This is a genomic window from Mycobacterium sp. 852014-52144_SCH5372336, assembly GCF_001665615.1.
Classification (GTDB): Bacteria; Actinomycetota; Actinomycetes; order Mycobacteriales; family Mycobacteriaceae; genus Mycobacterium; species Mycobacterium neumannii_A.
In genome coordinates, this window is the sequence record NZ_LZSW01000047.1 from 295066 (window position 1) to 316423 (window position 21358).

21 protein-coding genes are annotated in these 21358 nt (G+C 68.6%); 6 read left to right on the forward strand and 15 right to left on the reverse strand.

Features of this window, described 5'->3' with window-relative positions; genetic code table 11:
- Window positions 1-95: 95 nt before the first annotated feature.
- Window positions 96-1913 carry an N-acetylglutaminylglutamine amidotransferase gene (locus A5759_RS12130; protein WP_068197758.1) on the forward strand — a complete coding sequence of 606 codons (1818 nt, stop codon included), beginning with the start codon at window positions 96-98 and terminating at the stop codon, window positions 1911-1913.
- The gene (gene ngg / locus A5759_RS12135; RefSeq protein WP_068197761.1) at window positions 1910-3679 is read left to right on the forward strand and encodes an N-acetylglutaminylglutamine synthetase; all 1770 of its coding nucleotides are present in this window, start codon (window positions 1910-1912) and stop codon (window positions 3677-3679) included. Before A5759_RS12130 ends, ngg begins: the two co-directional genes overlap by 4 nt.
- A 1-nt stretch (window position 3680) precedes the next feature.
- Here the strand turns inward: ngg and A5759_RS12140 are convergent, their stop codons facing one another.
- The 11 genes from A5759_RS12140 to dxr all read right to left on the reverse strand — a co-directional run bounded on the left by A5759_RS12140 (window position 3681) and on the right by dxr (window position 15241).
- Window positions 3681-4244, reverse strand: coding sequence for an alpha/beta fold hydrolase (locus A5759_RS12140; RefSeq protein ID WP_066843045.1), 564 nt, complete (start codon window positions 4242-4244; stop codon window positions 3681-3683).
- Between the two features lie 63 nt (window positions 4245-4307).
- Complete coding sequence (locus A5759_RS12145; protein ID WP_068197764.1) at window positions 4308-4973, reverse strand: hypothetical protein; 666 nt, start codon at window positions 4971-4973, stop codon at window positions 4308-4310.
- Window positions 4970-6457, reverse strand: a complete 1488-nt coding sequence (locus A5759_RS12150; RefSeq protein WP_068197766.1) for a cobyric acid synthase — start codon at window positions 6455-6457, stop codon at window positions 4970-4972. The genes A5759_RS12145 and A5759_RS12150 overlap by 4 nt, the downstream gene beginning before the upstream one ends.
- Window positions 6458-6551: 94 nt before the next feature.
- Window positions 6552-7412: a type I methionyl aminopeptidase gene (gene map / locus A5759_RS12155; protein WP_068197768.1), complete on the reverse strand. Its 861-nt coding sequence runs from the start codon at window positions 7410-7412 to the stop codon at window positions 6552-6554.
- Window positions 7413-7431: 19 nt separating this feature from the next.
- The gene (locus A5759_RS12160; protein WP_066843054.1) at window positions 7432-8016 is read right to left on the reverse strand and encodes a DUF1707 domain-containing protein; all 585 of its coding nucleotides are present in this window, start codon (window positions 8014-8016) and stop codon (window positions 7432-7434) included.
- A 32-nt stretch (window positions 8017-8048) separates the two neighbouring features.
- Window positions 8049-9857 (reverse strand): penicillin-binding transpeptidase domain-containing protein, encoded by a 1809-nt coding sequence (locus tag A5759_RS12165; protein ID WP_068197771.1) that lies wholly within the window; start codon window positions 9855-9857, stop codon window positions 8049-8051.
- Window positions 9858-10047: 190 nt separating this feature from the next.
- Window positions 10048-10704, reverse strand: a complete 657-nt coding sequence (locus A5759_RS12170) for a GNAT family N-acetyltransferase (protein WP_066843060.1) — start codon at window positions 10702-10704, stop codon at window positions 10048-10050.
- Between the two features lie 26 nt (window positions 10705-10730).
- Window positions 10731-11585: a GNAT family N-acetyltransferase gene (locus tag A5759_RS12175; protein ID WP_068197774.1), complete on the reverse strand. Its 855-nt coding sequence runs from the start codon at window positions 11583-11585 to the stop codon at window positions 10731-10733.
- Between the two features lie 54 nt (window positions 11586-11639).
- Window positions 11640-12815, reverse strand: coding sequence for a flavodoxin-dependent (E)-4-hydroxy-3-methylbut-2-enyl-diphosphate synthase (gene ispG / locus A5759_RS12180; RefSeq protein ID WP_082962090.1), 1176 nt, complete (start codon window positions 12813-12815; stop codon window positions 11640-11642).
- A gap of 15 nt (window positions 12816-12830) precedes the next feature.
- Window positions 12831-14054, reverse strand: a complete 1224-nt coding sequence (locus tag A5759_RS12185) for an RIP metalloprotease (protein ID WP_066843071.1) — start codon at window positions 14052-14054, stop codon at window positions 12831-12833.
- Window positions 14051-15241, reverse strand: a complete 1191-nt coding sequence (gene dxr / locus A5759_RS12190; protein ID WP_068198309.1) for a 1-deoxy-D-xylulose-5-phosphate reductoisomerase — start codon at window positions 15239-15241, stop codon at window positions 14051-14053. Before dxr ends, A5759_RS12185 begins: the two co-directional genes overlap by 4 nt.
- Before the next feature lie 178 nt (window positions 15242-15419).
- On the opposite strand from dxr, the gene A5759_RS12195 reads away from it, so the two are divergent.
- A complete protein-coding gene (locus A5759_RS12195) occupies window positions 15420-16088 on the forward strand; it encodes a fasciclin domain-containing protein (RefSeq protein WP_068197781.1) in 669 nt (222 codons plus the stop codon).
- A gap of 173 nt (window positions 16089-16261) precedes the next feature.
- Window positions 16262-16843: a fasciclin domain-containing protein gene (locus A5759_RS12200; protein WP_068198312.1), complete on the forward strand. Its 582-nt coding sequence runs from the start codon at window positions 16262-16264 to the stop codon at window positions 16841-16843.
- A 76-nt stretch (window positions 16844-16919) separates the two neighbouring features.
- Here the strand turns inward: A5759_RS12200 and A5759_RS12205 are convergent, their stop codons facing one another.
- Entirely contained in the window at window positions 16920-17330 is a 411-nt protein-coding gene (locus tag A5759_RS12205) for an ester cyclase (protein ID WP_068197783.1), read from the reverse strand.
- Window positions 17327-18199 (reverse strand): TIGR03619 family F420-dependent LLM class oxidoreductase, encoded by an 873-nt coding sequence (locus A5759_RS12210; protein ID WP_068197785.1) that lies wholly within the window; start codon window positions 18197-18199, stop codon window positions 17327-17329. Before A5759_RS12210 ends, A5759_RS12205 begins: the two co-directional genes overlap by 4 nt.
- A 39-nt stretch (window positions 18200-18238) precedes the next feature.
- Between A5759_RS12210 and A5759_RS12215 the strand changes: the two genes are divergently transcribed.
- Window positions 18239-19531, forward strand: a complete 1293-nt coding sequence (locus tag A5759_RS12215) for a deoxyribodipyrimidine photo-lyase (protein ID WP_068197788.1) — start codon at window positions 18239-18241, stop codon at window positions 19529-19531.
- Here the strand turns inward: A5759_RS12215 and A5759_RS12220 are convergent.
- Entirely contained in the window at window positions 19524-20384 is an 861-nt protein-coding gene (locus tag A5759_RS12220) for a mycofactocin-coupled SDR family oxidoreductase (RefSeq protein ID WP_231984619.1), read from the reverse strand. The genes A5759_RS12215 and A5759_RS12220 overlap by 8 nt on opposite strands.
- A gap of 89 nt (window positions 20385-20473) precedes the next feature.
- On the opposite strand from A5759_RS12220, the gene A5759_RS12225 reads away from it, so the two are divergent.
- On the forward strand, window positions 20474-20728 hold the full coding sequence (locus A5759_RS12225; RefSeq protein ID WP_068197794.1) for a DUF2631 domain-containing protein: 255 nt from the start codon (window positions 20474-20476) through the stop codon (window positions 20726-20728).
- Here the strand turns inward: A5759_RS12225 and A5759_RS12230 are convergent.
- A complete protein-coding gene (locus A5759_RS12230; protein WP_082962091.1) occupies window positions 20725-21276 on the reverse strand; it encodes a hypothetical protein in 552 nt (183 codons plus the stop codon). The two genes, A5759_RS12225 and A5759_RS12230, sit on opposite strands and share 4 nt — an antisense overlap.
- Window positions 21277-21358: the final 82 nt, after the last annotated feature.

The following is a 21358-nucleotide window of genomic DNA, read 5'->3' on the forward strand; positions in this document are numbered from 1 at the left end:
CGCGTCGGCGGTTTTGCGGTGCGACCAGCGCTGACTAGACCCACGTCACACCCGTAACAGGTTTCGCTACCGTCAACAGGGGTAATGTCGAGGGCGTGTGTGGAGCCACCGGCGAGGTGCGTCTCGACGGCCGGATACCTGATGTAGCAGCTGTCTCGGCGATGGCCGAGGCGATGACACCGAGGGGCCCGGACTCGGCGGGCGCCTGGTCTCAGGGCAGGGTCGCGCTGGGTCACCGTCGCCTGAAGATCATCGATCTCTCCGAAGCGGGCGGTCAGCCCATGCTCGACCCCGAGCTGGGGTTGGCGATCGCGTGGAACGGCTGTATCTACAACTACAAGCAGCTGCGCCGCGAGCTCAGCGGCCATGGCTATCGGTTCTTCTCGCACAGCGACACCGAGGTGCTACTCAAGGCGTATCACCACTGGGGCGATCGGTTCGTCGACCACCTCCATGGCATGTTCGCGTTCGCGATCGTCGAGCGTGACAGCGGCCGGGTCCTGCTCGGTCGCGACCGACTCGGCATCAAACCGCTGTATATCAGCGAGAATTCCGCCCGCGTCCGGTTCGCGTCGTCGCTGCCCGCACTGCTGGCCGGTGCCGCCAGGGACGGATCGGTGGACACCCGTATCGATCCGGTCGCACTGCACCACTACATGTCGTTCCACTCGGTGGTGCCCGCGCCGCGCACCATCCTGCGCGGGGTGGCCAAGGTGCCGCCGGCGTCGCTGGTGGCGATCGAGCCCGACGGCCGCCGCACGACGACGACGTACTGGGAGCCCGACTTCACCCGCAGGGCCGACCGGGCCGATTGGTCCGAACGGGATTGGGAGAACGCGGTTCTCGACGCTCTGCGCGTGGCCGTCGAGCGACGCCTTGTCGCCGACGTGCCCGTCGGCTGCCTGCTCTCGGGCGGCGTCGACTCCAGCCTGATCGTCGGGCTTCTCGCCGAGGCGGGACAGCACGGGCTCAAGACGTTCTCGATCGGCTTCGAATCGGTCGGCGGTGTGGCCGGCGACGAATTCAAGTACTCCGACATCATCGCCGAGCACTTCGGCACCGACCATCACCAGATCCGCATCGGCACCGACCGCATGCTGCCCGCGCTCGACGGCGCGATCGGCGCCATGAGTGAACCGATGGTCAGCCACGACTGCGTCGCCTTCTACCTGCTCAGCCAGGAGGTGGCCAAGCACGTCAAGGTCGTGCAGTCGGGTCAGGGCGCCGACGAGGTGTTCGCCGGATACCACTGGTATCCCCCGCTGGGCGGACCGGACGCGGCGTCGATCGACGGGGCGGTGGCCAGCTACCGCAAGGCATTCTTCGACCGCGACCGCGCGGGTTACGACGCGCTGGTGACACCGGCGTTCGCCGTCGACGGCGACCCGAGCCTGGACTTCGTCACCGAGCACTTCGCGCGGGCGGGCGCCGAGACCGGCATCGACCGCGGTCTGCGACTGGACACCACCGTCATGCTCGTCGACGACCCGGTCAAGCGCGTCGACAACATGACGATGGCGTGGGGCCTGGAGGGTCGCGTGCCGTTCCTCGACCACGAACTCGTCGAGCTCGCCGCGACCTGCCCGCCCGAGCTGAAAATCGCCCACGAAGGCAAGGGCGTGCTGAAGCAGGCCGCGCGCCAGGTGATTCCGTCCGACGTCATCGACCGGCCGAAGGGCTATTTCCCGGTGCCTGCGCTCACCCATCTGGAGGGCCCGTACCTGGACATGGTGCGCGACGCGTTGTACGCGCCCGCGGCCAAGGAACGTGACCTGTTCCGGCCCGCCGCGATCGACCGGTTACTCGCCGACCCGAACGGACGCCTGACGCCGCTGCGCGGCAACGAACTCTGGCAACTGGCGCTGCTCGAGCTGTGGTTGCAGCGACACGGCATCACCGGACCCGCGGCATGACGGCGCTCGGGCCCGACGCGGAGCAGACCGAAGCGATCACCCTCGGCTTGCACGACGCGTCACCGCAGCATCTCGTCGATGCGATGGCCGACGATGTCGTCATCGAGATGGGTTGGGGCCGATTGATTTTCGGTCAGACGTTCGCCGACCCCGCCAAGCTGGCCGAAGTGCTCAGGCATGAGGGACACGGGCGACGCGACATCTGCATCTACGCGCGCGAACCCCACGTCCTGGTGTCGATGGCGCCCGCCGAACTCTTCATCGATCCGAGCCACACCTACCGGCTGCGGTTCACCGAGGACGCCGAGCCCGACAAGACGCCGAACGGGTTCTCGGTGCGTGCGCTGCAGAGCGCCGACGACGCCGACGAGATGAACCGCGTGTATGTGCGCTGCGGCATGGTGCCCGCGCCCGTCGAAGTGCTGTGGAACAACCACCGGACTCAAGACGCCCTCGACTATCTGGTCGCGGTGCGTGACGACGACGGGTCCGTGCTGGGCACGGTGACCGGTGTCGACCACAAACGGCTGTTCTCCGATCCGGAGAACGGTTCGAGCCTGTGGACGCTGGCTGTCGACCCGGCGACGAGCCTGCCCGGTGTCGGCGCGGCGCTCACCCGGGCGCTGGCCGCGATCTACCGCGAACGCGGCCGCGCGTACATGGATCTGTCGGTCAGCCACGACAACGCGGCTGCGATCTCGCTCTACGAGAAGCTCGGTTTCGAGCGGGTCCCGGTGATGGCGGTCAAGCGCAAGAACGCGATCAACGAACCGCTGTTCACCCACCCGCCCGAAACCGTCGAGGACCTCAATCCGTACGCGCGGATCATCGCCGACGAGGCCATGCGCCGCGGGATCTGGGTCGAGGTGCTCGACGCCGAGGCCGGTGAGATGCGCCTGTCTCACGGCGGCCGCACCGTCATCACCCGGGAGTCGTTGTCGGAGTTCACCTCCGCGGTCGCGATGGCGCGCTGCGACGACAAGCGCCTCACCCGGCGGCTGGTGGCCGAGAACGGGATCGCGGTGCCCAAGGGCAGGCTGGCGACCTTCGACGAGAAGGACCACGAGTTTCTCGAGGAGGTCGGCGACGTCGTGGTCAAGCCGACGCGGGGTGAGCAGGGCAAGGGCATCACCGTCGGTATCAGCAGCGCCGAGGACTTGGACGCCGCGCTGGCCCGCGCCCGCCAAGAACATCCGCACGTGCTGATCGAGCAGCGGGCACCCGGCGACGATCTTCGGCTGGTGGTCATCGACGGCAAGGTGGTGGCCGCGGCGCTGCGCAAGCCCGCCGAGGTCGTCGGGACCGGACACCATACGGTGCGCGAGCTGATCGAGGCGCAGAGCCGGCGCCGGGCGGCGGCCACGGGCGGTGAATCGCGCATCCCGATCGACGCGGTCACCGAGTCGACGGTCACCGAGGCGGGTTGGTCGTTCGACGATGTGCTTCCCGAAGGCGAGCGGCTGCGGGTGCGCCGCACCGCGAACCTGCATCAGGGCGGCACCATTCACGACGTGACCGCCAAGGTCCACCCCCACCTGTGCGACGTCGGGGTCAGGGCCGCCCACGCGATCGGCATCCCCGTCACCGGGATCGACCTGCTGGTGCCCGATGTCACCGAGCCGGAGTACGTCTTCATCGAGGCCAACGAGCGGCCCGGGCTGGCCAATCACGAACCACAGCCCACCGCAAAGGCTTTCGTCGACTTCCTGTTCCCGGGCAGCCCGGCGCTGCCTCAGGCGTGGACGCCCGAGGAGTCGCCCGCCTGAGTCACCAGGTGCTGGTGCGCATCACGATCTCGGCGGCCAGCTGCGCGGTGGATTCGGCGGCGTTGCGCCTGCCGAGCAGGTCGACCATCCGGTAGTCGCCGTACACATAGCGCTGGCTGGCCTTGGCGACCGCGCGCGCCGCGGGGGTACTGACCAGTGCCGTGGTGTTCATCTCCACCGGCGGGCAGTGCTCGTCGCGAATCACGCCCGCGGCATCCGCGACGCGCGGATGCCCGCGGTCGATGACGACCAACCCGATGAATCGGTCGAGCCGAGTGGCGGCCAGTTCCCACGCCAGCTCGCCGCCGACGCGGTCCCCCACCAGCAGCGCCCATTTCACGTCGAGGGCGTCGAGGATGCCGACCACCGACTTCGCGGTCAGCCGGGGATCGGGAGGCACGACGACGGTCCGCAGCGACGCGGTGTGCAGCCGTTGACACACGGCGTCATAGGCGGCCGCCGGCTGATGGCCTGCCCCGAGCACCACCACGACCGACCCCTTCTCGGGACCGGCGACGTCGACGGGCACGCTGAACCCCTCGACGGTGACCGTGGTGGATGGCATTGGGCCACGCTACAGCGGTCGACGGTGCGACGCGGTCATTTCGCCGGGAGTGAACGGGGCGATTCAGAGCGCTGCGACGCGCTCGGCCTGCTCGGCCGCGATGTCCAGAAAGGTTTGCGGCAGCGTGGCTTTGACCGGAACCGTCGGGTTCGGAGTCGGGAACGCGACGCCGTACACCGCCATGGTCCCGATGTTCTCGAAGGTGAAGTAGACGCTGCTGTCGACTCCGCCGAGTTGCATGGTCTGCTCGTAGAGGAGGGCGTCGACGCGAGATGGATCCATCCTGGTCGTCGTCATCGGGATGCCCGGCGAGGACTCGTCGAAGAACGTCTCGAAGTGCGCACACCGTTCGGCCGTGGCCGCCAGCTTGTCGAGATCCAGACGCCATGTCAGCACCGTCATCACGATGCGGGCGCCGTCGTAGCTCACGACGTACTCCGCGGCGCTGCCCGGCCCGCGCTCCCCCGTCTCGGCGATCACCCGGGTGAGCCCCTCCGAACACCCCGCCGGTCGGGACAGCATGGCCGGAGGGGCACCAGCACCGTCGCCACCCTCGCCGGGTTCGCGGACGACGTGGTCGAACTGCACCCCCTGCGGGAAGTCGGCCGCGGTCAGCAGCGCTCGGTCCAGGCGGGCGCCTGGCCAGGTCGGCGAGCCCTCGGTCGAGTGCGCGCAACCGGTCAACGTCACCGCGGTCAGGGCGGCCGCCACGGCGAGTCGCCGGATCATCGCCGCAGTCCCGTCACGATGTCGGGCCGGGCCGGGGCGCCGTCGGAGAGCAGGGTGAGTACCGCGTCCACGTCGAGGTGACTGGTCAGCAGGTCGGCCATCAGGTCGAGTTGCGCGTCGCGCCGGCCACTGACGTCGACATCGTCGGCCACGACGAACCCGTCGCGGCCGGCCGCCTGCGCGACCTCGACCAGCCACGCGCGCCGGACGTCGTCGTTGTCGAACACGCCGTGCCAGTGGGTGCCGTACACCGCCCCGCGCCGCAAGCCCACCCCGAGCCACTGTTCCTCGGCCGAGCGACCGATCTGACCGTGATGAATCTCGTAGCCGGACAACGGTTCTTCGTGACGCAACAGGGTCTTCTCGGACGCGAAGACGATGTCGGCGTCGAGCAGGTTCAAGCCGGGCACGACGCCCGCGCCGGATTCCATGTCATCGTCGATGCGCGCGCACAGCATCTGAAAGCCGCCGCACACCCCCAGCACGGGCAGGCCGCGGGCGGCGTGTGCGCTCAGCGCGTCGGCAAGCCCGCTGCGGCGCAGCCAAGCGAGGTCGGCGACGGTGGCCTTGCTGCCGGGGATGACGACAACGTCGATGTCGACGAGATCGGCTGGTTCGCCGACCCAGCGCACCAGCACGCCCGGCTCGCAGGCCAGGGCCTCGATGTCGGTCGAGTTGGAGATGCGCGGCAGCCGGATCGCGGCCACCCGCAACCACTGCTCACCACGAGGGGGCTGCGGTTCGCCGACCACGCGACGGGCCACCACCGAGACCGAGTCCTCGGTGTCCAGCCACAAACCCTCGGCATACGGGATAACGCCGTAGGTCGGCCGTCCCGACAGTTCCTGCAGCTGCGCCAGACCGGGGTCGAGCAGCGACGGGTCACCGCGGAACTTGTTGACCACGAAGCCGGCGATCAAGCGTTGGTCCTCAGGTTGGAGCACCGCGACGGTGCCGTACAGGTGCGCGAGCACGCCGCCGCGGTCGATGTCGCCGACGACGATCACCGGGAGGTCCGCCGCGCGCGCCAACCCCATGTTCGCCAGATCGGTTGCCCGCAGATTGATTTCGGCAGGGGAACCGGCACCCTCGCAGATGACGGCGTCGAACTCGTCCCGCAGTTGCTTCAGTTCGTCGGCGACCACCGCTCCAAGGTGCTCACGATGCCCGATGTAGTCGCGTGCGCTGACGGTGTCGACCACCCGACCGCGCACCACCAGCTGCGAGGTGCGGTCGCTGCCGGGTTTGAGCAGGATCGGGTTGAACCGCGTGTGCGGCGATAGACCAGCGGCGCGGGCCTGCATCGCCTGGGCGCGGCCGATCTCGCCGCCGTCGACGGTGACCGCGGAGTTGTTCGACATGTTCTGCGCCTTGAACGGCGCGACGCGAATGCCCTTGCGCGCCAGGAGTCGACACAGCCCGGCCACCACCATCGACTTGCCGGCATCCGAGGTGGTTCCGGCCACCAGCAGTGCGCCGCTCATCGATCATCCCCCGCGGTCAGTACGCGACCCCCCGTTTGTGAATCTGGCGACCGAAATCCATGTCTGGGCGTCGTCGGATTCACAATCGAGCGCCCTAGTCGGCGACTGTCAGGATCTCGGCGCCGTCGTCGGTGACCACCAGAGTGTGCTCGAACTGCGCGGTCCACTTCTTGTCTGTGGTGGCGACGGTCCAACCGTCGTCCCAGATCTCGTAGTCCAGGCCGCCGAGGTTGATCATCGGCTCGATGGTGAACGTCATCCCCGGCTCCAGCACGGTCTCCACCGCGGGCTGATCGTAGTGCAGGACGACAAGGCCGTTGTGGAACGTGGTGCCGATGCCGTGGCCGGTGAAGTCGCGAACCACGTTGTAGCCGAACCGGTTCGCGTATGACTCGATGACCCTGCCGACGACGGACAGCTGCCGTCCGGGTTTGACGGCCTTGATCGCGCGCAGGGTCGCTTCCCGCGTCCGCTCGACGAGCAGCCGGTGTTCCTCGGAGACGTCACCCGCAAGGAATGTCGCGTTGGTGTCGCCGTGCACACCGTCGAGGTAGGCGGTCACGTCGATGTTGACGATGTCGCCGTCCTCGATGACCGTCGAGTCCGGGATGCCGTGGCAGATGATCTCGTTGAGCGAGGTGCAGCAGGACTTCGGAAAACCCTTGTAGCCGAGCGTGGACGGATAGGCGCCGTTGTCGATCATGAACTCGTGCGCGATGCGGTCCAGCTCGTCGGTCGTAACCCCGGGCGCGACGGCTTTGCCCGCCTCGGCCAGCGCGCCCGCCGCGATCCGGCCCGCGACACGCATCTTCTCGATCACCTCGGGTGTCTGCACCCACGGTTCGCTGCCCTCATCGACGGTCGGCTTCCAGGCGTACTCCGGCCGCGGGATCGACGGGGGCACCGGCAGCGTCGGGGAAACCACACCGGGGCGGAGGGCGGTACGAACGGGCATGTCAACAGGGTAGACGAGGCTAGCGGCGGTCGAATGGGCTCAACCGCCAGGATCGGCGGGGCCCGCGGATGTCGACCGAGCCGAAGACCACCTTGCCGGTCAGGATCACGTGCGGATTACCTTCGGCAGGCGCGTCCCTGCGATGATCGCGGGCGCTGCCCACGTTGACCTCGACGTCGTCGATGGAGGCGCTGGCCCCGTCGGGCAGCCGCAGTTCGAGTCCGCCGAGCTTCAGGTCGAGCTCGATCACGACCATCGGCCCGGCGAAGCGCGCCCGGGTCAGGTCCAGGTCCACCGAGCCCATCCGCCGGTGCAGGGCCAGCCGGCTGGGCACCGTCCATTCGCCGTGCCGCTTGAGGGAGCCGAGCACGCCGCGCAACTCGATGCGGTCGGCGGCCGAGGTGACGATCGCACCCGGTCCGGGCAGGTCGCCCACCAGCGCGTCCAGATCCGAGTGCAGCCGCGCCCGCGCCACCGCCGCCGAGCGCTCCTCGAACTCCTCGATGTCGATCAGGCCCAGCGCGACGGCGTTGTGCAGTCGCCGCAGCGTGCCGTTGCGGTCGGCGTCGGAGACGCGCATGGCGTCGTGGTTGGTCTCGGTCATCGCACGCTCCACGGTACGGCGATGACGCCCGATCAGGCCAGATAGTCCGGCGGCAGTCCATCGAGCATGCCCTTGAGCATGCGCACCGCGTACTCCGAGGAACCGCCCCCGACGATCATCGCCGCGAACGCCATGTCACCGCGGTATCCGGCGAACCAGGAGTGCGAACCGCCCGCGAACTCCGCCTCACCGGTCTTGCCGCGCACGTCGCCCGCGCCCTGCAGGTCCTCGGCGGTGCCGTTGGTCACCACCAGTCGCATCATCGGCCGCAGCGCCTCGACGATCTTCGGGTCCATCGGCGCCGGGCTCTCGGCGACCTCGGTCTCTTTGCCTTGGATCAGTTGCGGGACAGGGGTTTTGCCGGCGGAAACGGTCGCCGCGGCCAACGCCATACCGAACGGGCTGGCCAACACCTTGCCCTGACCGAAGCCGTCCTCGGTGCGCTCGGCGAGGTCGACGGTGGGCGGTACGGAGCCGGTCACGGTCCTCAGCCCGGGGATGTCGTAGTCGGCGCCAATGCCGTATTTGGCCGCGGCCATCGTCAACCCGCGCGGCGGCATCCGGCTGGCCAGCTCGGCGAAGGTGGTGTTGCAGGAACTGGCGAACGCCCGCGACATCGGCACGGTGCCGAGGTCGAAGCCGCCGTAGTTGGGCACGGTCCGGTGGCCGATGTCCATGGTGCCGGGGCACGGAAGCATCGTGTTCGGAGTGGCCATATCGCGTTCGATGGCAGCCCCGGCGGTCACCATCTTGAACGTCGACCCGGGCGGATACAGGCCGGTGGTGGCGATGAGGCCCTCGGTGTCGGCGGCGGCGTTCTGCGCGACGGCCAGGATCTCACCGGTCGACGGTTTGATCACGACGATCATCGCCTTCTTGCCGGTGAAGTTGACCGCGTTCTGCGCGGCGTCCTGGACCGACCGGTCGAGGCTGATCCGGATCGAGGGTGCGGGATCCCCCGGCACCTCGTTGAGTACGTCGACGTCGACGCCGTTCTGGTTGACGGTGACCACCCGCCACCCCGCGTCGCCGGCCAGTTCACCCGCGACCGCCCTCTTGACCTCACCGACGATCGCCGGCGCGAAAGTCTCGTCGGTAGGCAGCATTTCGGCCAGCGGCGTGATGACCACACCGGGTTGCGCACCGATCGCGGCGGCCACCCGGTCGTGGTCGGCCTTGCGCAGCGTGATCAGGTTCAGCGGGTGTTTGGACGAGCTGGCCTGCTCGGCGAGGCGCTGCGCATCGAGGGTGTTGTCGAAGGGCCGCAATGCGTCGACGACGGCCCGCGCGGTCTGCATCAGCGACCCGCCGGCCTCGCGCGCGTCCAGCGAGTAGCTGTACAGGTATCCCGGCACCAGCACCTCGGTACCGCCCCGCTCGATCACCGACGCCCGCGGGGGCGCGTCGGCGCGCAGCGCGAAGGTCTGGTTCTCGCCGAGCCGCGGGTGCAGGCCGGTGGCGCTCCACCGCACCATCCACCGGCCCTCGTCGCGGACCATGTTGAGCTGTCCGTCGTAGGTCCAGGTGCGGTCTTTGGGCAGATGCCACGTGTAGCGGTAGGTGACGCTGCCGGTGTCCATCGCGTACTTGGAGCCCAGGATCTGCGTGTCCAGGTGGGTGGCCTGCAGCCCGGCCCACGCTTCGTTGAGGTCTTCGCGCGCATCGGCGGGCCGGTCGCTGAGTTCGGCCGCGCCCGCGGTGTCACCGGTCGCGAGGGCCGCGAAGAACTTCTCGGCGGCGGTCTCGGGTCCGGCGGGCTTGGGCGTACAAGCGCTGTTGAGGCCGACGATCAGGATGCCGACCGCGGCGAGGCTCACTATGCGTGTGACTGAAGATGCCATTGGGACAGATGTTACGAAGTCGAGACCTGCAATCCCGGGAGGCGCACCGCATTGCGGAGCCGGTTCTCGGGTTGGAGGGGCTTAGCCGGTTGATCGCATGCACCCGGTGGGTGGGATCAACCCGTTAGAGCCCGCAGCGCACGCCGGCGGGGCGCAGCGTCGAGCGGCGCCCAGGCAGCGTCGGGTGTGCTCAGCCCGCGGCCGGCGCCCGCACCACCAACGGCACCCCCGGGAAGTAGGCGGCCATCTCCGAGCGCGACTTGCGCAGCGCCGCGGTGCCGTAGCCCTGCTTGCGATGGTCGGGGTGGATCCAGATTCGCACGTTGACCTCGCCGGAGACCAGGTCGCCGAACACCATCCCGATCTTCTCGGCGCCGTGCACCGCGACCAGCCAAGCCGCCTCCTCGGCGTCGACGCGCCGCAGGCCCGCGCGGATCTCGTCGTCGAGATCGCCCGCGGGAGCGCGCGACCCGTCGCCCGCCTCGCGCACGTCCTGGGTGCGCGCGGCGAAGATGTCGCGATCAGCATCGGCGATGAACGGGCGCAGCGCCATGCTGTCGGCGCTGCGGGCGGGCTCACCCATGGTGAAGCTGAGCTGGTTGTTGAGGTCCTCGAGTTCGGCGGCGATCCGGCGCCGTGACACCTTGGTCAGCCGATCGAAGGACAGCCGCAGCACCGCCTCGGCGGCCGTGTGCGATGCGCCGAGCATGCTCGCGATCGACTCGATCGCGGCGTCGTAGTCCTCGGAATCGACGATGACGTCGAGCAGTTCGTGGCGCCGTTCCAGGGCGCGCACCATCGTGTCGGCGATCTCTCTGCGCGCGATTGTGCGGTCGTCGTCAGCCATGCCGTGAGCGTAAATCAGACGGATCGTCAGTCGAGCAGAACGGTGGCGAACGTTCCCACCCGCCGGAAGCCGACGCGGTCATAGGTCGCGCGCGCGACGGTATTGAAGTCGTTGACGTACAGGCTGGCCGTGCGCCCAGAGCGCACCACCGCTTCGGCCAGCGTGGCGGTGCCCGTGGTACCCAGACCGTGCCCGCGCCAGTCGGGGTGCACCCACACGCCCTGGATCTGCCCGACGGTGGGCGACTGCGAACCGACCTCGGCCTTGAAGACCACCTCGCCGCGCTCGAAGCGGGCCCAGGCCCGGCCCGCGGCGATCAGACCGGCGACCCGCCTGCGGTATCCCCTGCCTCCGTCGCCGAGCCGCGGGTCGATGCCGACCTCACCGATGAACATGTCGATCGAGGCGACGAGGTAGGCGTCGAGCTCGTCGGCACGCACCTGACGCACGGCCGGATCGGTTGCACACGACGGCGGCATGCTCAGCGCCAGCAGCGGCTGATGCTCGCGCACGTCGCGCGCGGCGCCCCAGGCGTTTTCGAGGCGACGCCACATCGGCAGCACCAACTCGGCCCGACCGACCAGCGAGGAGCAGCGGCGTGCGGTGCTCATCGCCTTCTCGGCGAACGCGTGCAGGTCAATCATGTCCCCGCGCAACGGAATCAGGTTCGCACCGGCGTAGCACAGCGATTCGGTGGGCCTGCGCCGCGTCCACAGTTCCCCGCCGATCGCCGAAGGCTCCACACCGTACTCGGCCACCCGGCAGGCGACCATGCACGAGCCGACCGGATCCTCGTCGAGCACCCGCATCACGGCGCCGACGTCACGCACCACCGAGACCCGTCGTTCGTCGACGTGACGAAACAGCGGCGGTGCCGACATGGGATCTCTTTCTAACCGACACCGGGCGGCTCTACCCGGTGTTTGGGATCACATTCAGCTTACGGTCACGACCGGCGAACCGCTGGCATCTGTTCCACGCTCTTCAGCGATTCGCATGGCCTCTTCGATCAGCGTCTCGACGATCTGGGCTTCGGGGACGGTCTTGATGACCTCACCCTTGACGAAGATCTGGCCCTTACCGTTGCCGGACGCCACCCCGAGGTCGGCTTCGCGCGCCTCGCCGGGACCGTTGACGACACAACCCATCACGGCCACGCGCAACGGGACGTCCATGCCTTCCAGCCCGGCGGTGACCTCGTTGGCCAACGAGTAGACGTCGACCTGGGCGCGCCCACACGACGGGCACGACACGATCTCCAGCGACCGCGGACGCAGGTTCAGCGATTCGAGGATCTGGTTGCCCACCTTGACCTCTTCGGCGGGCGGCGCCGACAGCGAGACGCGGATGGTGTCGCCGATGCCGTTTGACAGCAGCGCGCCGAACGCGACCGCCGACTTGATCGTGCCCTGAAACGCCGGACCCGCCTCGGTGACGCCCAGATGCAGCGGGTAGTCGCACTGCGCGGCCAACTGCTCGTAGGCGGCCACCATGACGACGGGGTCGTTGTGCTTGACGCTGATCTTGATGTCGCCGAAGCCATGCTCCTCGAACAGCGAGGCCTCCCACAGCGCGGACTCGACCAGCGCCTCGGGTGTGGCCTTGCCGTACTTCTCCATGAAGCGCTTGTCCAACGACCCCGCGTTGACGCCGATGCGGATCGGGATGCCCGCTGCGCCAGCGGCCTTGGCAACTTCGCCGACGCGGCCGTCGAACTCCTTGATGTTGCCGGGGTTGACGCGCACGGCCGCGCAGCCGGCGTCGATGGCGGCGAAGATGTACTTCGGCTGAAAGTGGATGTCGGCGATCACCGGGATCTGGCTGTGGCGGGCGATCTCGGCGAGCGCGTCGGCGTCCTCCTGCCGCGGGCACGCCACCCGCACGATGTCGCAGCCCGACGCCGTCAGTTCGGCGATCTGCTGCAGCGTGGAGTTGACGTCGTGAGTCTTGGTGGTGCACATGGACTGCACCGCAATCGGGTGGTCGCTGCCGATGCCGACGTCGCCGACCATGAACTGACGGGTTTTGCGTCGCGGCGCCAGAACCGGTGCCGGGGGCGCCGGCATGCCCAGTCCTATTTGTTGAGGTCCGCTCTGTTGGCCGGAGGCCATTTACTCTCCTACTGCTTACTGGAAGATTCTGATGGGGTTGACGAAGTCGGCGGTCACGGTCAACAGCATGTAGCCGGCCACCACGACGAGGATCACGTACGTGGCGGGCATCAACCTCAGGTAGTTGACCGGAGCCGCGGCCACCTTGCCGCGTGCCGACCGGATCGAGTTGCGGATTTTCTCGTAGAACGCGATCGCGATGTGGCCGCCGTCGAACGGCAGCAGCGGTACGAGGTTGATCGCGCCGAGCACGAAGTTCAACTGCGCCAGGAAGAACCAGAACGCCACCCACAGCCCCTGATCCACGGCGTCGCCGCCGATGATGCTGGCGCCGACGACGCTGATCGGGGTTTCGGGATCGCGCTCCTCACCGCCGATGGAGCGCACCAGCGCGCCCATCTTGGTCGGCAGCTTGGCCAACGACTTGCCGATCTCCACGGCGAGGTCGCCGGTGAACGCGATCGTCGCGGGCGCCGCCGACAGCGCGTTGTACTGCGTGGGCCCGAACTGCGCCGCGGTGATGCCGACCGTGCCGACCGGAACAGGTTCGGCGAGATCACCCTTGGCGACCCAGCGCTGGGCGGGCACGACGTCGACCAGGGTGGTGAACTCCTCGCCGTCGCGCTGCACGGTGAACTCGGTCGGACCGTCGAGCGCGCGGACTGCGGTGACCAACTCGTCGAAGTTCGCCACGGGCGTATCGCCGATCTTGACCACCGTGTCCCCGGCTTGGATGCCCGCGGCCGCGGCGGGAGAGGGTGCCAGGCAGTCGCCGAGCTGACCCCTGCTGACTTCGGCCTTCACACACGACGTCTCACCGACGATCGCGGTGGTCGGCGCGTGCAGGTTGGGCAGCCCCCACACCACGGCGATGCCGTAGATCAGCACCAGGCCGATGACGAAATTCATGCCGGGGCCGGCGGCCAGCACCGCGACGCGCTTCCACGTCTTCTGCTTGTACATCGCGCGGTCCTGCTCGTCGGGCGCGAGCTCCTCCACCGACGTCATGCCCGCGATGTCGCAGAAACCGCCGAGCGGGACCGCCTTGACGCCGTACTCGGTGCGGTCGCCGAGCTTGTTCGCCCGCCAGGTCGCCCACAGCGTCGGGCCGAAGCCCACGAAGTAGCGGCGCACCTTCATTCCGGTGGCGCGCGCCACCCACATGTGGCCGCATTCATGCAGGGCCACCGAGACCAAGATGGCCAGTGCGAACAGCACGACACCGGTGAGCCACATCATCTGGTGGTGATTACCTTCCGCTCGACCGCGCGCCCGGCACGGTCACGCGCCCACTGCTGGGCGTCAAGTACGTCATCCACGGTAGCTGGTTCGGCGGCCCACTGGTCGGCAGCGCGCAGCACGTCGTCGATCGTGCGCACGATCGCCGGGAAGCGGATACGCCCGTCGAGAAACGCCGCGGCCGCCTCTTCGTTGGCGGCGTTGTAGACCGCCGTCAGGCAGCCGCCCCCTTCCCCGGCCCGCCGGGCCAGCATCACGGCGGGAAACACCTCGTCGTCGAGCGGCTCGAAATCCCAGGTCGACGCGGTGGTGAAGTCGCAGGCTGACGCCGCCGCGGGCACCCGTTCGGGCCAGCCGAGCGCCAGCGCGATCGGCAGCTTCATATCCGGCGGACTGGCCTGAGCCAGCGTGGAACCGTCGGTGAACGTGACCATCGAGTGCACGATCGACTGCGGGTGCACCACCACCTCGATGCGGTCGTAGGGCACGCCGAACAGCAGGTGCGTCTCGATCAGCTCGAGCCCCTTGTTGACCAGCGAGGCCGAGTTGAGGGTGTTCATCGGCCCCATCGACCAGGTGGGGTGGGCGCCGGCCTGTTCGGGCGTGACCGACTCCAGCCGCTCGGCGCTCCACCCGCGGAACGGGCCGCCCGATGCGGTCAGCACGATCTTGGCGACCTCGTCAGGGCTGCCGCCGCGCAGGCACTGCGCCATCGCCGAGTGTTCGGAGTCCACGGGCACGATTTGGCCTGGTCGGGCCGCCTTTTGCACCAGGGGGCCACCGGCGACCAGCGACTCCTTGTTCGCCAGCGCCAGGCGAGCGCCGGTCGCGAGCGCGGCCAGCGTCGGTTGCAGCCCGAGCGCGCCGACGAGCGCGTTGAGCACCACGTCGGCCTCGGTGTTCTCGACGAGCTCGGTGACGGCATCAGGCCCCGCATACGTGACCTCGCCGACGCGAGCGGCGGCCGCCGCGTCGGCGACGGCGATATTGGTCACACCCGTCGCGGCGCGCTGCCGCGCCAGCAGGTCAGGATTACCGCCGCCTGCGGCCAGGCCGACGACCTCGAAGCGGTCGGGGTTGGCGGCGATGACGTCGAGCGCCTGCGTCCCGATCGATCCGGTGCTGCCGAGGACCAGCACCCGTCGCCGGCCTGATGCCGCGTCGCCGCGCTCGGCCCCGCCGGAAATACTCACCGAACCATTGTGCCGCCTGCCGGTGCCCGCTCGTCAGCCCGCCGAGCGCAGGCACACCCGTTTCACAGATGTGACGTGAATCTGACGGGATCCATCCGTTGGCCGCTCCGGTCCGAATCCCCGGTGTCACAGCAGAGGACGGCACCGCCCGTCCACGACAAGGGAGCAGCGCATGAAGATCAAGTTCGGCAAGTCCGTATCCGCGGCGGGTGTGGCCGCGGCCGCGATCCTGACCCTCTCGGCGTGTTCGAACGACGCCACCACCGCGGCGCCGTCGGCCACAGCGGAGTCGGCATCGACCAGCGTCGCGCCGGCCCCGATGGAGCAATCCATGGACCCGGCCGGCAACCTGGTGGGCGCCGGGTGTGCGGCGTACGCCGAGCAGGTGCCGTCGGGCCCGGGTTCGGTCAACGGAATGGCGCCGTCCCCGGTGACCGTCGCCGCCTCGAACAACCCGATGCTCACCACGCTGACACAAGCGCTTACCGGACAGCTGAATCCGAACGTCAACCTCGTCGAGACGCTCGACAGCGGTGAGTTCACGGTGTTCGCACCGACCGACGACGCGTTCGCCAAGATCGACCCGGCCACCATCGAGACGCTCAAGACCGACTCGGAGTTGCTGACCAGCATCCTGACCTACCACGTGGTGCCCGGCCAGGCCAGCCCGGCTCAGGTCGCCGGCGACCACAAGACCGTGCAGGGCGCGACCGTCACGGTGACCGGTGAGGGCGACAACCTGAAGGTCAACGACGCGGGCCTGGTGTGCGGCGGAGTGCGCACCGCCAACGCGACGGTGTACATGATCGACACCGTCCTGATGCCGCCGGCCGCCTCCTAGGCCGCTCCCTGGCGGGCGGGCCCGGAATCGCTTTCGACTCCACATGCGCGGTTCCGGGCCCGTCGCAACCCAGATCGAGATTGCCACCCATCCGACACGTCGTCGGCACCGAATAGAGATCGAAGCAAAGATCCGACGGCACAAGCCGTCCCGTCCCGAATGGAGCACGAGTGATGAACGCAAGGAAGAGATTGGCCGGCGCAGGGTTGGCCGCGTTGGGAGCGACCGCCCTGATGTTGGGCACCACCGCCACGGCGCAAGCCGAGATGGTCGGACCGGGCTGCACGGCATACGCACAGCAGGTGCCTGCCGGTCCGGGCTCGGTGACGGGCATGGCCCAGGATCCGGTCACGGTCGCGGCTTCGAACAACCCGCTGCTGACCACGTTGACGAAAGCTGTTTCCGGACAACTCAATCCGAACGTCAACCTCGTCGAGACGCTCGACGGCGGACAGTTCACGGTGTTCGCGCCGACCGACGATGCGTTCGCCAAGATCGACCCGGCCACCATCGAGACGCTCAAGACCGACTCGGAGTTGCTGACCAGCATCCTGACCTACCACGTGGTGCCCGGCCAGGCCGCTCCGGCTCAGGTCGTCGGCACGCACAAGACGGTGCAGGGCGCCGATGTCACCGTGACCGGTCACGGGTCTGATCTGCGGGTCAACGACGCCTCGGTGGTGTGCGGCGGCGTGCAGACGGCCAACGCCACCGTCTACCTCATCGACACGGTGCTGATGCCCCCGATGAACTGATCTGCGCCACAAAGGATCCGAGGGCAGCCCGGTACCCCCGAACCGGGCTGCCCTCTCCTGTGGCGTCAGCCCCGTCTCAGCCCGCCCCGAGTTGCCGCAGCAGTCCGTGCAGGTCGAGTTGGCCGCGGTGGGCGACCAGCGTGTCGCCCTGAAACCGGTCGATGTGGATTCCGGTGACCTCGACCTTGGTCCCCGTCGCCGGGATGCCACGGAACTCGCCGTCGTGGGTGCCGGAGAACGTGAACCGCGTGATGCCGTGCGAACCGTCGACCAGTATCTCCTCGATCGCGTGCCGTCCGTCGGAGAAACCCCGGGTGAACTCCTCGAGGTGCGACTGCCACTCCTGCCACCCGAGGGCCGGTGGTCCGTCGACCTCGACGACCAGCCGTGGCGAGACCAGGCTCTCGACCGTCGCCCAGTCCCTGCGGTCGATCGAGGTGTAGAGGCACTCGACCAGTTCACGGATCTCGTCCTCGGAGAAGGTCACGGCCGCACCTTGGCGATGATGGTCTCGGCGAATCGCTCGATGGGCTCCCGATACCGCTCCACCCCCCCGGGTTCGAGGTCCAAACCCATCCACGGACTGCACATCACCGCGGTGATGCCTGCGTCCTCGGCCCGCTTGTACAAATCCGGTGACGGCGGCTCGAGCAGCGCCAGCATGATGCCGAACGGTTCGTTCTCGCGGCCGTACTCGCGAAGCAGCGCGCGCAACGTCTGGGCGTAGCCCACGGCATCGTCCCACCGGTAGGCGTAGCCGACCCACCCGTCACACAGCCGTGCGGCGCGGCGCAGCGCGGCGTCGGACTCCCCGCCGCACAGGATCGGCACCGGGCCAACCGGATGGGGTTCGATCATCATCTCCGGCACCTGGTAGTACTCGCCGCTCCACGACACCCAGCCGCCGCGCCACAGTTCGCGCAGGGCGGGGATCATCTCGTCGAGCCGCTTGCCGCGGGTGCGGAAATCCTGGCCCATCAACTCGTACTCCTCGCGCATCCAGCCGACGCCCGCGGCCAGCGACACCCGGCCGTCGGACAGCACCGACGCGGTCGCGACCTGCTTGGCCACCTCCAGCAGCGGTCGCGCCGGCGCGATGTACACGGCGTTGGAGAACCGCAGCCGCGTCGTCACCGCCGCCATCGCACCGATCTGCACCCAGCAGTCAGGCCAGGCGGTCTCCGGTGCCCACATCGGCTTTCCGGTCGGCGAATCCGGATACGGCGAACTGAGCTCGCGCGGATAGATCATGTGATCCGAGCACACCATCCCGTCGTAACCGGCCTCGTCGAAGGCGCGGGCGAGCCCGAGGATCTCTGACGTTTTCATGAACGCGGTGCCCGACCAGAACTCCATCCTGTTTCTCTACCGCGATTTCAGGGCAGCATCAATGCCATGCCCACATTGCTGTGGTTTCGTCGCGATCTGCGCCTGCGCGATCTGCCCTCGCTGCTGGCCGCGGCCGCCGGCGACGGCGAGGTGCTCGCCTGCTACGTCCTCGATCCCCGGCTCGAAGCGTCGGCGGGAGCCCGTCGACTGCAGTACCTCTACGACGCGCTGCGCGATCTGCGCGACGGCCTCGGCGGCAGGCTGTACGTCACGCGAGGCCGGCCTGAAAAGCGAATACCCTTTGTCGCCAAGGCGATTGGCGCGCCGGCGGTGCACATCTCGGCGGACTACGCGCCGTTCGGTCGGCGGCGCGACGACGCCGTGGAGGCCGCACTGGGCGATATCCCTCTCGAGGCGTCGGGTTCGCCGTACCTCGTCTCCCCCGGGCGGGTGACCAAACCCGACGGCGGCCCGTACAAGGTGTTCACCCCGTTTCACCGGGCTTGGCGCGAACACGGCTGGCGCGCGCCCGCCGCGTCCGGCCTGAAATCGGCGCGCTGGCTCGACCCGTCGGATGTCGCGGGCGCGGTGGACATCCCGGATGCGGGGGTCGCCCTCGACATGCCCGCCGGTGAGACGGCGGCCCGCAAGCAGTGGAAGTCGTTCATGGCCAACGGAATCGATACGTATGCCGACGACCGGAACCGCCCCGACCGCAGCGGCACCAGCCGCATGTCGGCGCATCTGAAGTTCGGCACCATCCATCCGCGCACCATGGCCGCCGATCTCGGCCGGGGCGAGGGCGCGCAGGCGTTCCTGCGCGAGTTGGCGTTTCGCGACTTCTACGCCGCGGTGCTCGCCGAATGGCCCCGCAGCGCCTGGTGGAACTGGAATTCGTCGTTCGACGACATGGAGGTCGACGACGGCCCCGACGCACAGAAGCGGTACGAGGCCTGGAAAGAGGGCAGGACGGGCTACCCCATCGTCGACGCCGGCATGCGCCAGCTCGCTGAGACCGGCTGGATGCACAACCGGGTCCGCATGATCGTGGCCTCCTTTCTGGTCAAGGACCTGCATCTGCCGTGGCAGTGGGGTGCGCGCTGGTTCCTCGAGCAGCTGGTCGACGGCGATATGGCCAACAACCAGCACGGCTGGCAGTGGGCTGCGGGCACCGGGACGGACGCCGCGCCGTTCTTCCGCGTCTTCAACCCGACCACGCAGGGTGAGAAGTTCGACCCCGACGGCGCTTACGTGCGACGCTGGGTGCCCGACGTCGACGACGACGGCTATCCGGAGCCGATCGTCGACCACGCCGCCGAACGCAAGGAGGCGCTGCGTCGATATGCCGAGCTCACTTGATGATCTGACCGCCGTCGACCGGCAGCGCGACCCCGGTCAGGTATCTGCCGGACGCGCCGCACAGGTACACCATCGCGTCGCTGATCGCCTCCGGCTCCACCGGGGGAACGTTGAGCAACGGCTGCTGGCTGACGCTGAACGCCGGATGCTCTCCTGACCACTGCGCCAATGCCTCGTTGTAGATCATCGGAGTGGCCACCCCGCCGGGGTGGACCGAGTTGACGCGAATGTTCTTCTCCGCCAAGGCCCGCGCGAAGTGGCGCATCACGCCGATGACACCATGCTTGGCGACCGTGTAGCCCGCCGCGCCGTGGTTCATGGTGCCGAAGTCGACGGTGACGGGCTTGAACGCGGCCGCGGAGCTGGTGATCACAATCGCGCCGCCGTCGCCGTGGGCGAGCAGGGCGGGCAACGTCGCGGTGATCGTGTAGTAGACGCCGTTGAGCATGACGTTCACCGCGTCGACGAACGCGGAGATCTCGCGTCCCTGCTCTCCGGCGGCGGGCAGGATCCCCGCGTTGGCCAGCACGAAGTCGATGCGGCCGAACTCTTGGGCGCCCTTGTCCGCGATCTCCCGCATGCGCTCCAGGTCGCGGACGTCCCCGCGTTCGGCGATGATCCTGCGGCCGGTCTTCTCCACCAGGTTGACGGTCTCGTCGAGGTCTTCCTGCGTCGCCATCGGGTAGGCGACGCTGTCGATCTGCTCGCACAGGTCGACAGCGACGATGTCGGCGCCCTCCTCGGCGAATCGGACGGCGTGCGCCCGGCCCTGGCCCCGCGCCGCGCCGGTGATGAATGCGACCTTGCCCTCGAACTGCATCTGCCGTTGCGCTCCTTGCGTCCGCGGTGTCATGACGCTTGACCCTACGGCCGGCGTAGTAGGCCCTGAATACACATATGCCAGAATGTCGGCAGTACCGAGCCCGACCATGAGGAGCAGCCGTGGCCAACACCGAGGTGCAGCGACACAGCGGGGTCGACGTCGAAGACGTGCCGTCCGCCGAGTGGGGATGGTCGAAGGAGAACCCCAAGTTCTTCCACATCGGCGGCATCATCGCGGCGCTGTTCCTGCTCGCCCTCATCCACGGCAACCACACTGGGCACGTCGAAGACCTCTTCCTGATCGGATTCGCCGTGCTGATCATCGCCGCGGTCGCGCGCGACTGGTGGCTGCGCAGACGCGGCTGGATCCGCTAGACGGGATTCAGCGGCCGGAAGGAATCGACCCCCAGGTCGATCAGCGTCTCGGTGGCGTCGACGCTGTGCGTCAATCCGGCCGCGGTCAGGGCGTGGGCCTTGAACGCGCGGGCCGCGACACTCAGCCGGTGCTCGATCGTGTCGATGCGATCACCGTCACCCGGCCGGTCCTGACCCCAGGCCATCACCTCCACGCCGCGCTTCGCCAGCTCAACGACGCGGGTTCGGACCTGCGGATCGTCGCGCAGCAACGCCGTGCTGACCGCCAGCACACCGTTGCGGGGCACGTCGCGCAGGACGGCCTCCGACGTCTCGTCGAGGGCGGCAGCACCCAGGATCGTCAGCGGCCGCTCGTCAGCGCAGTGCTCGACCCAGACGTCGACATCCCATCCCGCCTGCGCCCGGTCGAACAGCCAGCCGCCGGCGGGGCCGATCACGTCGGCCAGGTCCGCCGCCAGCACCGTCAGGTGATGGCGGTTGGCCGGGCCGTCGGCGGCCGAAGCACCGTCCACCGACACGACGTCGTCGGGAAAGGTTCGAGTTGCCATAGTTCCTATCCGATCGGTCAGCGGCGCCGCTCGAGGGGCTGTCACGGCGCCCCTAGAGCGTGACACTATTGTCGCGATCTGT

Bases quoted from the DNA above. Each gene is read 5' to 3' on its own strand.
- ngg (WP_068197761.1), top strand. From the start codon at position 1,910: ATGACGGCGCTCGGGCCCGACGCGGAGCAGACCGAAGCGATCACCCTC.
- A5759_RS12230 (WP_082962091.1), bottom strand. From the start codon at position 21,276: ATGGCAACTCGAACCTTTCCCGACGACGTCGTGTCGGTGGACGGTGCT.
- A5759_RS12150 (WP_068197766.1), bottom strand. From the start codon at position 6,457: ATGAGCGGCGCACTGCTGGTGGCCGGAACCACCTCGGATGCCGGCAAG.
- A5759_RS12160 (WP_066843054.1), bottom strand. From the start codon at position 8,016: ATGACCGAGACCAACCACGACGCCATGCGCGTCTCCGACGCCGACCGC.
- A5759_RS12165 (WP_068197771.1), bottom strand. From the start codon at position 9,857: ATGGCATCTTCAGTCACACGCATAGTGAGCCTCGCCGCGGTCGGCATC.
- A5759_RS12175 (WP_068197774.1), bottom strand. From the start codon at position 11,585: ATGTCGGCACCGCCGCTGTTTCGTCACGTCGACGAACGACGGGTCTCG.
- A5759_RS12140 (WP_066843045.1), bottom strand. From the start codon at position 4,244: ATGCCATCCACCACGGTCACCGTCGAGGGGTTCAGCGTGCCCGTCGAC.
- ispG (WP_082962090.1), bottom strand. From the start codon at position 12,815: ATGGCCTCCGGCCAACAGAGCGGACCTCAACAAATAGGACTGGGCATG.
- A5759_RS12215 (WP_068197788.1), top strand. From the start codon at position 18,239: ATGCCCACATTGCTGTGGTTTCGTCGCGATCTGCGCCTGCGCGATCTG.
- A5759_RS12145 (WP_068197764.1), bottom strand. From the start codon at position 4,973: ATGATCCGGCGACTCGCCGTGGCGGCCGCCCTGACCGCGGTGACGTTG.
- A5759_RS12200 (WP_068198312.1), top strand. From the start codon at position 16,262: ATGAACGCAAGGAAGAGATTGGCCGGCGCAGGGTTGGCCGCGTTGGGA.
- A5759_RS12170 (WP_066843060.1), bottom strand. From the start codon at position 10,704: ATGGCTGACGACGACCGCACAATCGCGCGCAGAGAGATCGCCGACACG.
- A5759_RS12210 (WP_068197785.1), bottom strand. From the start codon at position 18,199: ATGGAGTTCTGGTCGGGCACCGCGTTCATGAAAACGTCAGAGATCCTC.
- A5759_RS12195 (WP_068197781.1), top strand. From the start codon at position 15,420: ATGAAGATCAAGTTCGGCAAGTCCGTATCCGCGGCGGGTGTGGCCGCG.
- A5759_RS12220 (WP_231984619.1), bottom strand. From the start codon at position 20,384: ATGACACCGCGGACGCAAGGAGCGCAACGGCAGATGCAGTTCGAGGGC.
- A5759_RS12185 (WP_066843071.1), bottom strand. From the start codon at position 14,054: ATGATGTGGCTCACCGGTGTCGTGCTGTTCGCACTGGCCATCTTGGTC.
- map (WP_068197768.1), bottom strand. From the start codon at position 7,412: ATGCCCGTTCGTACCGCCCTCCGCCCCGGTGTGGTTTCCCCGACGCTG.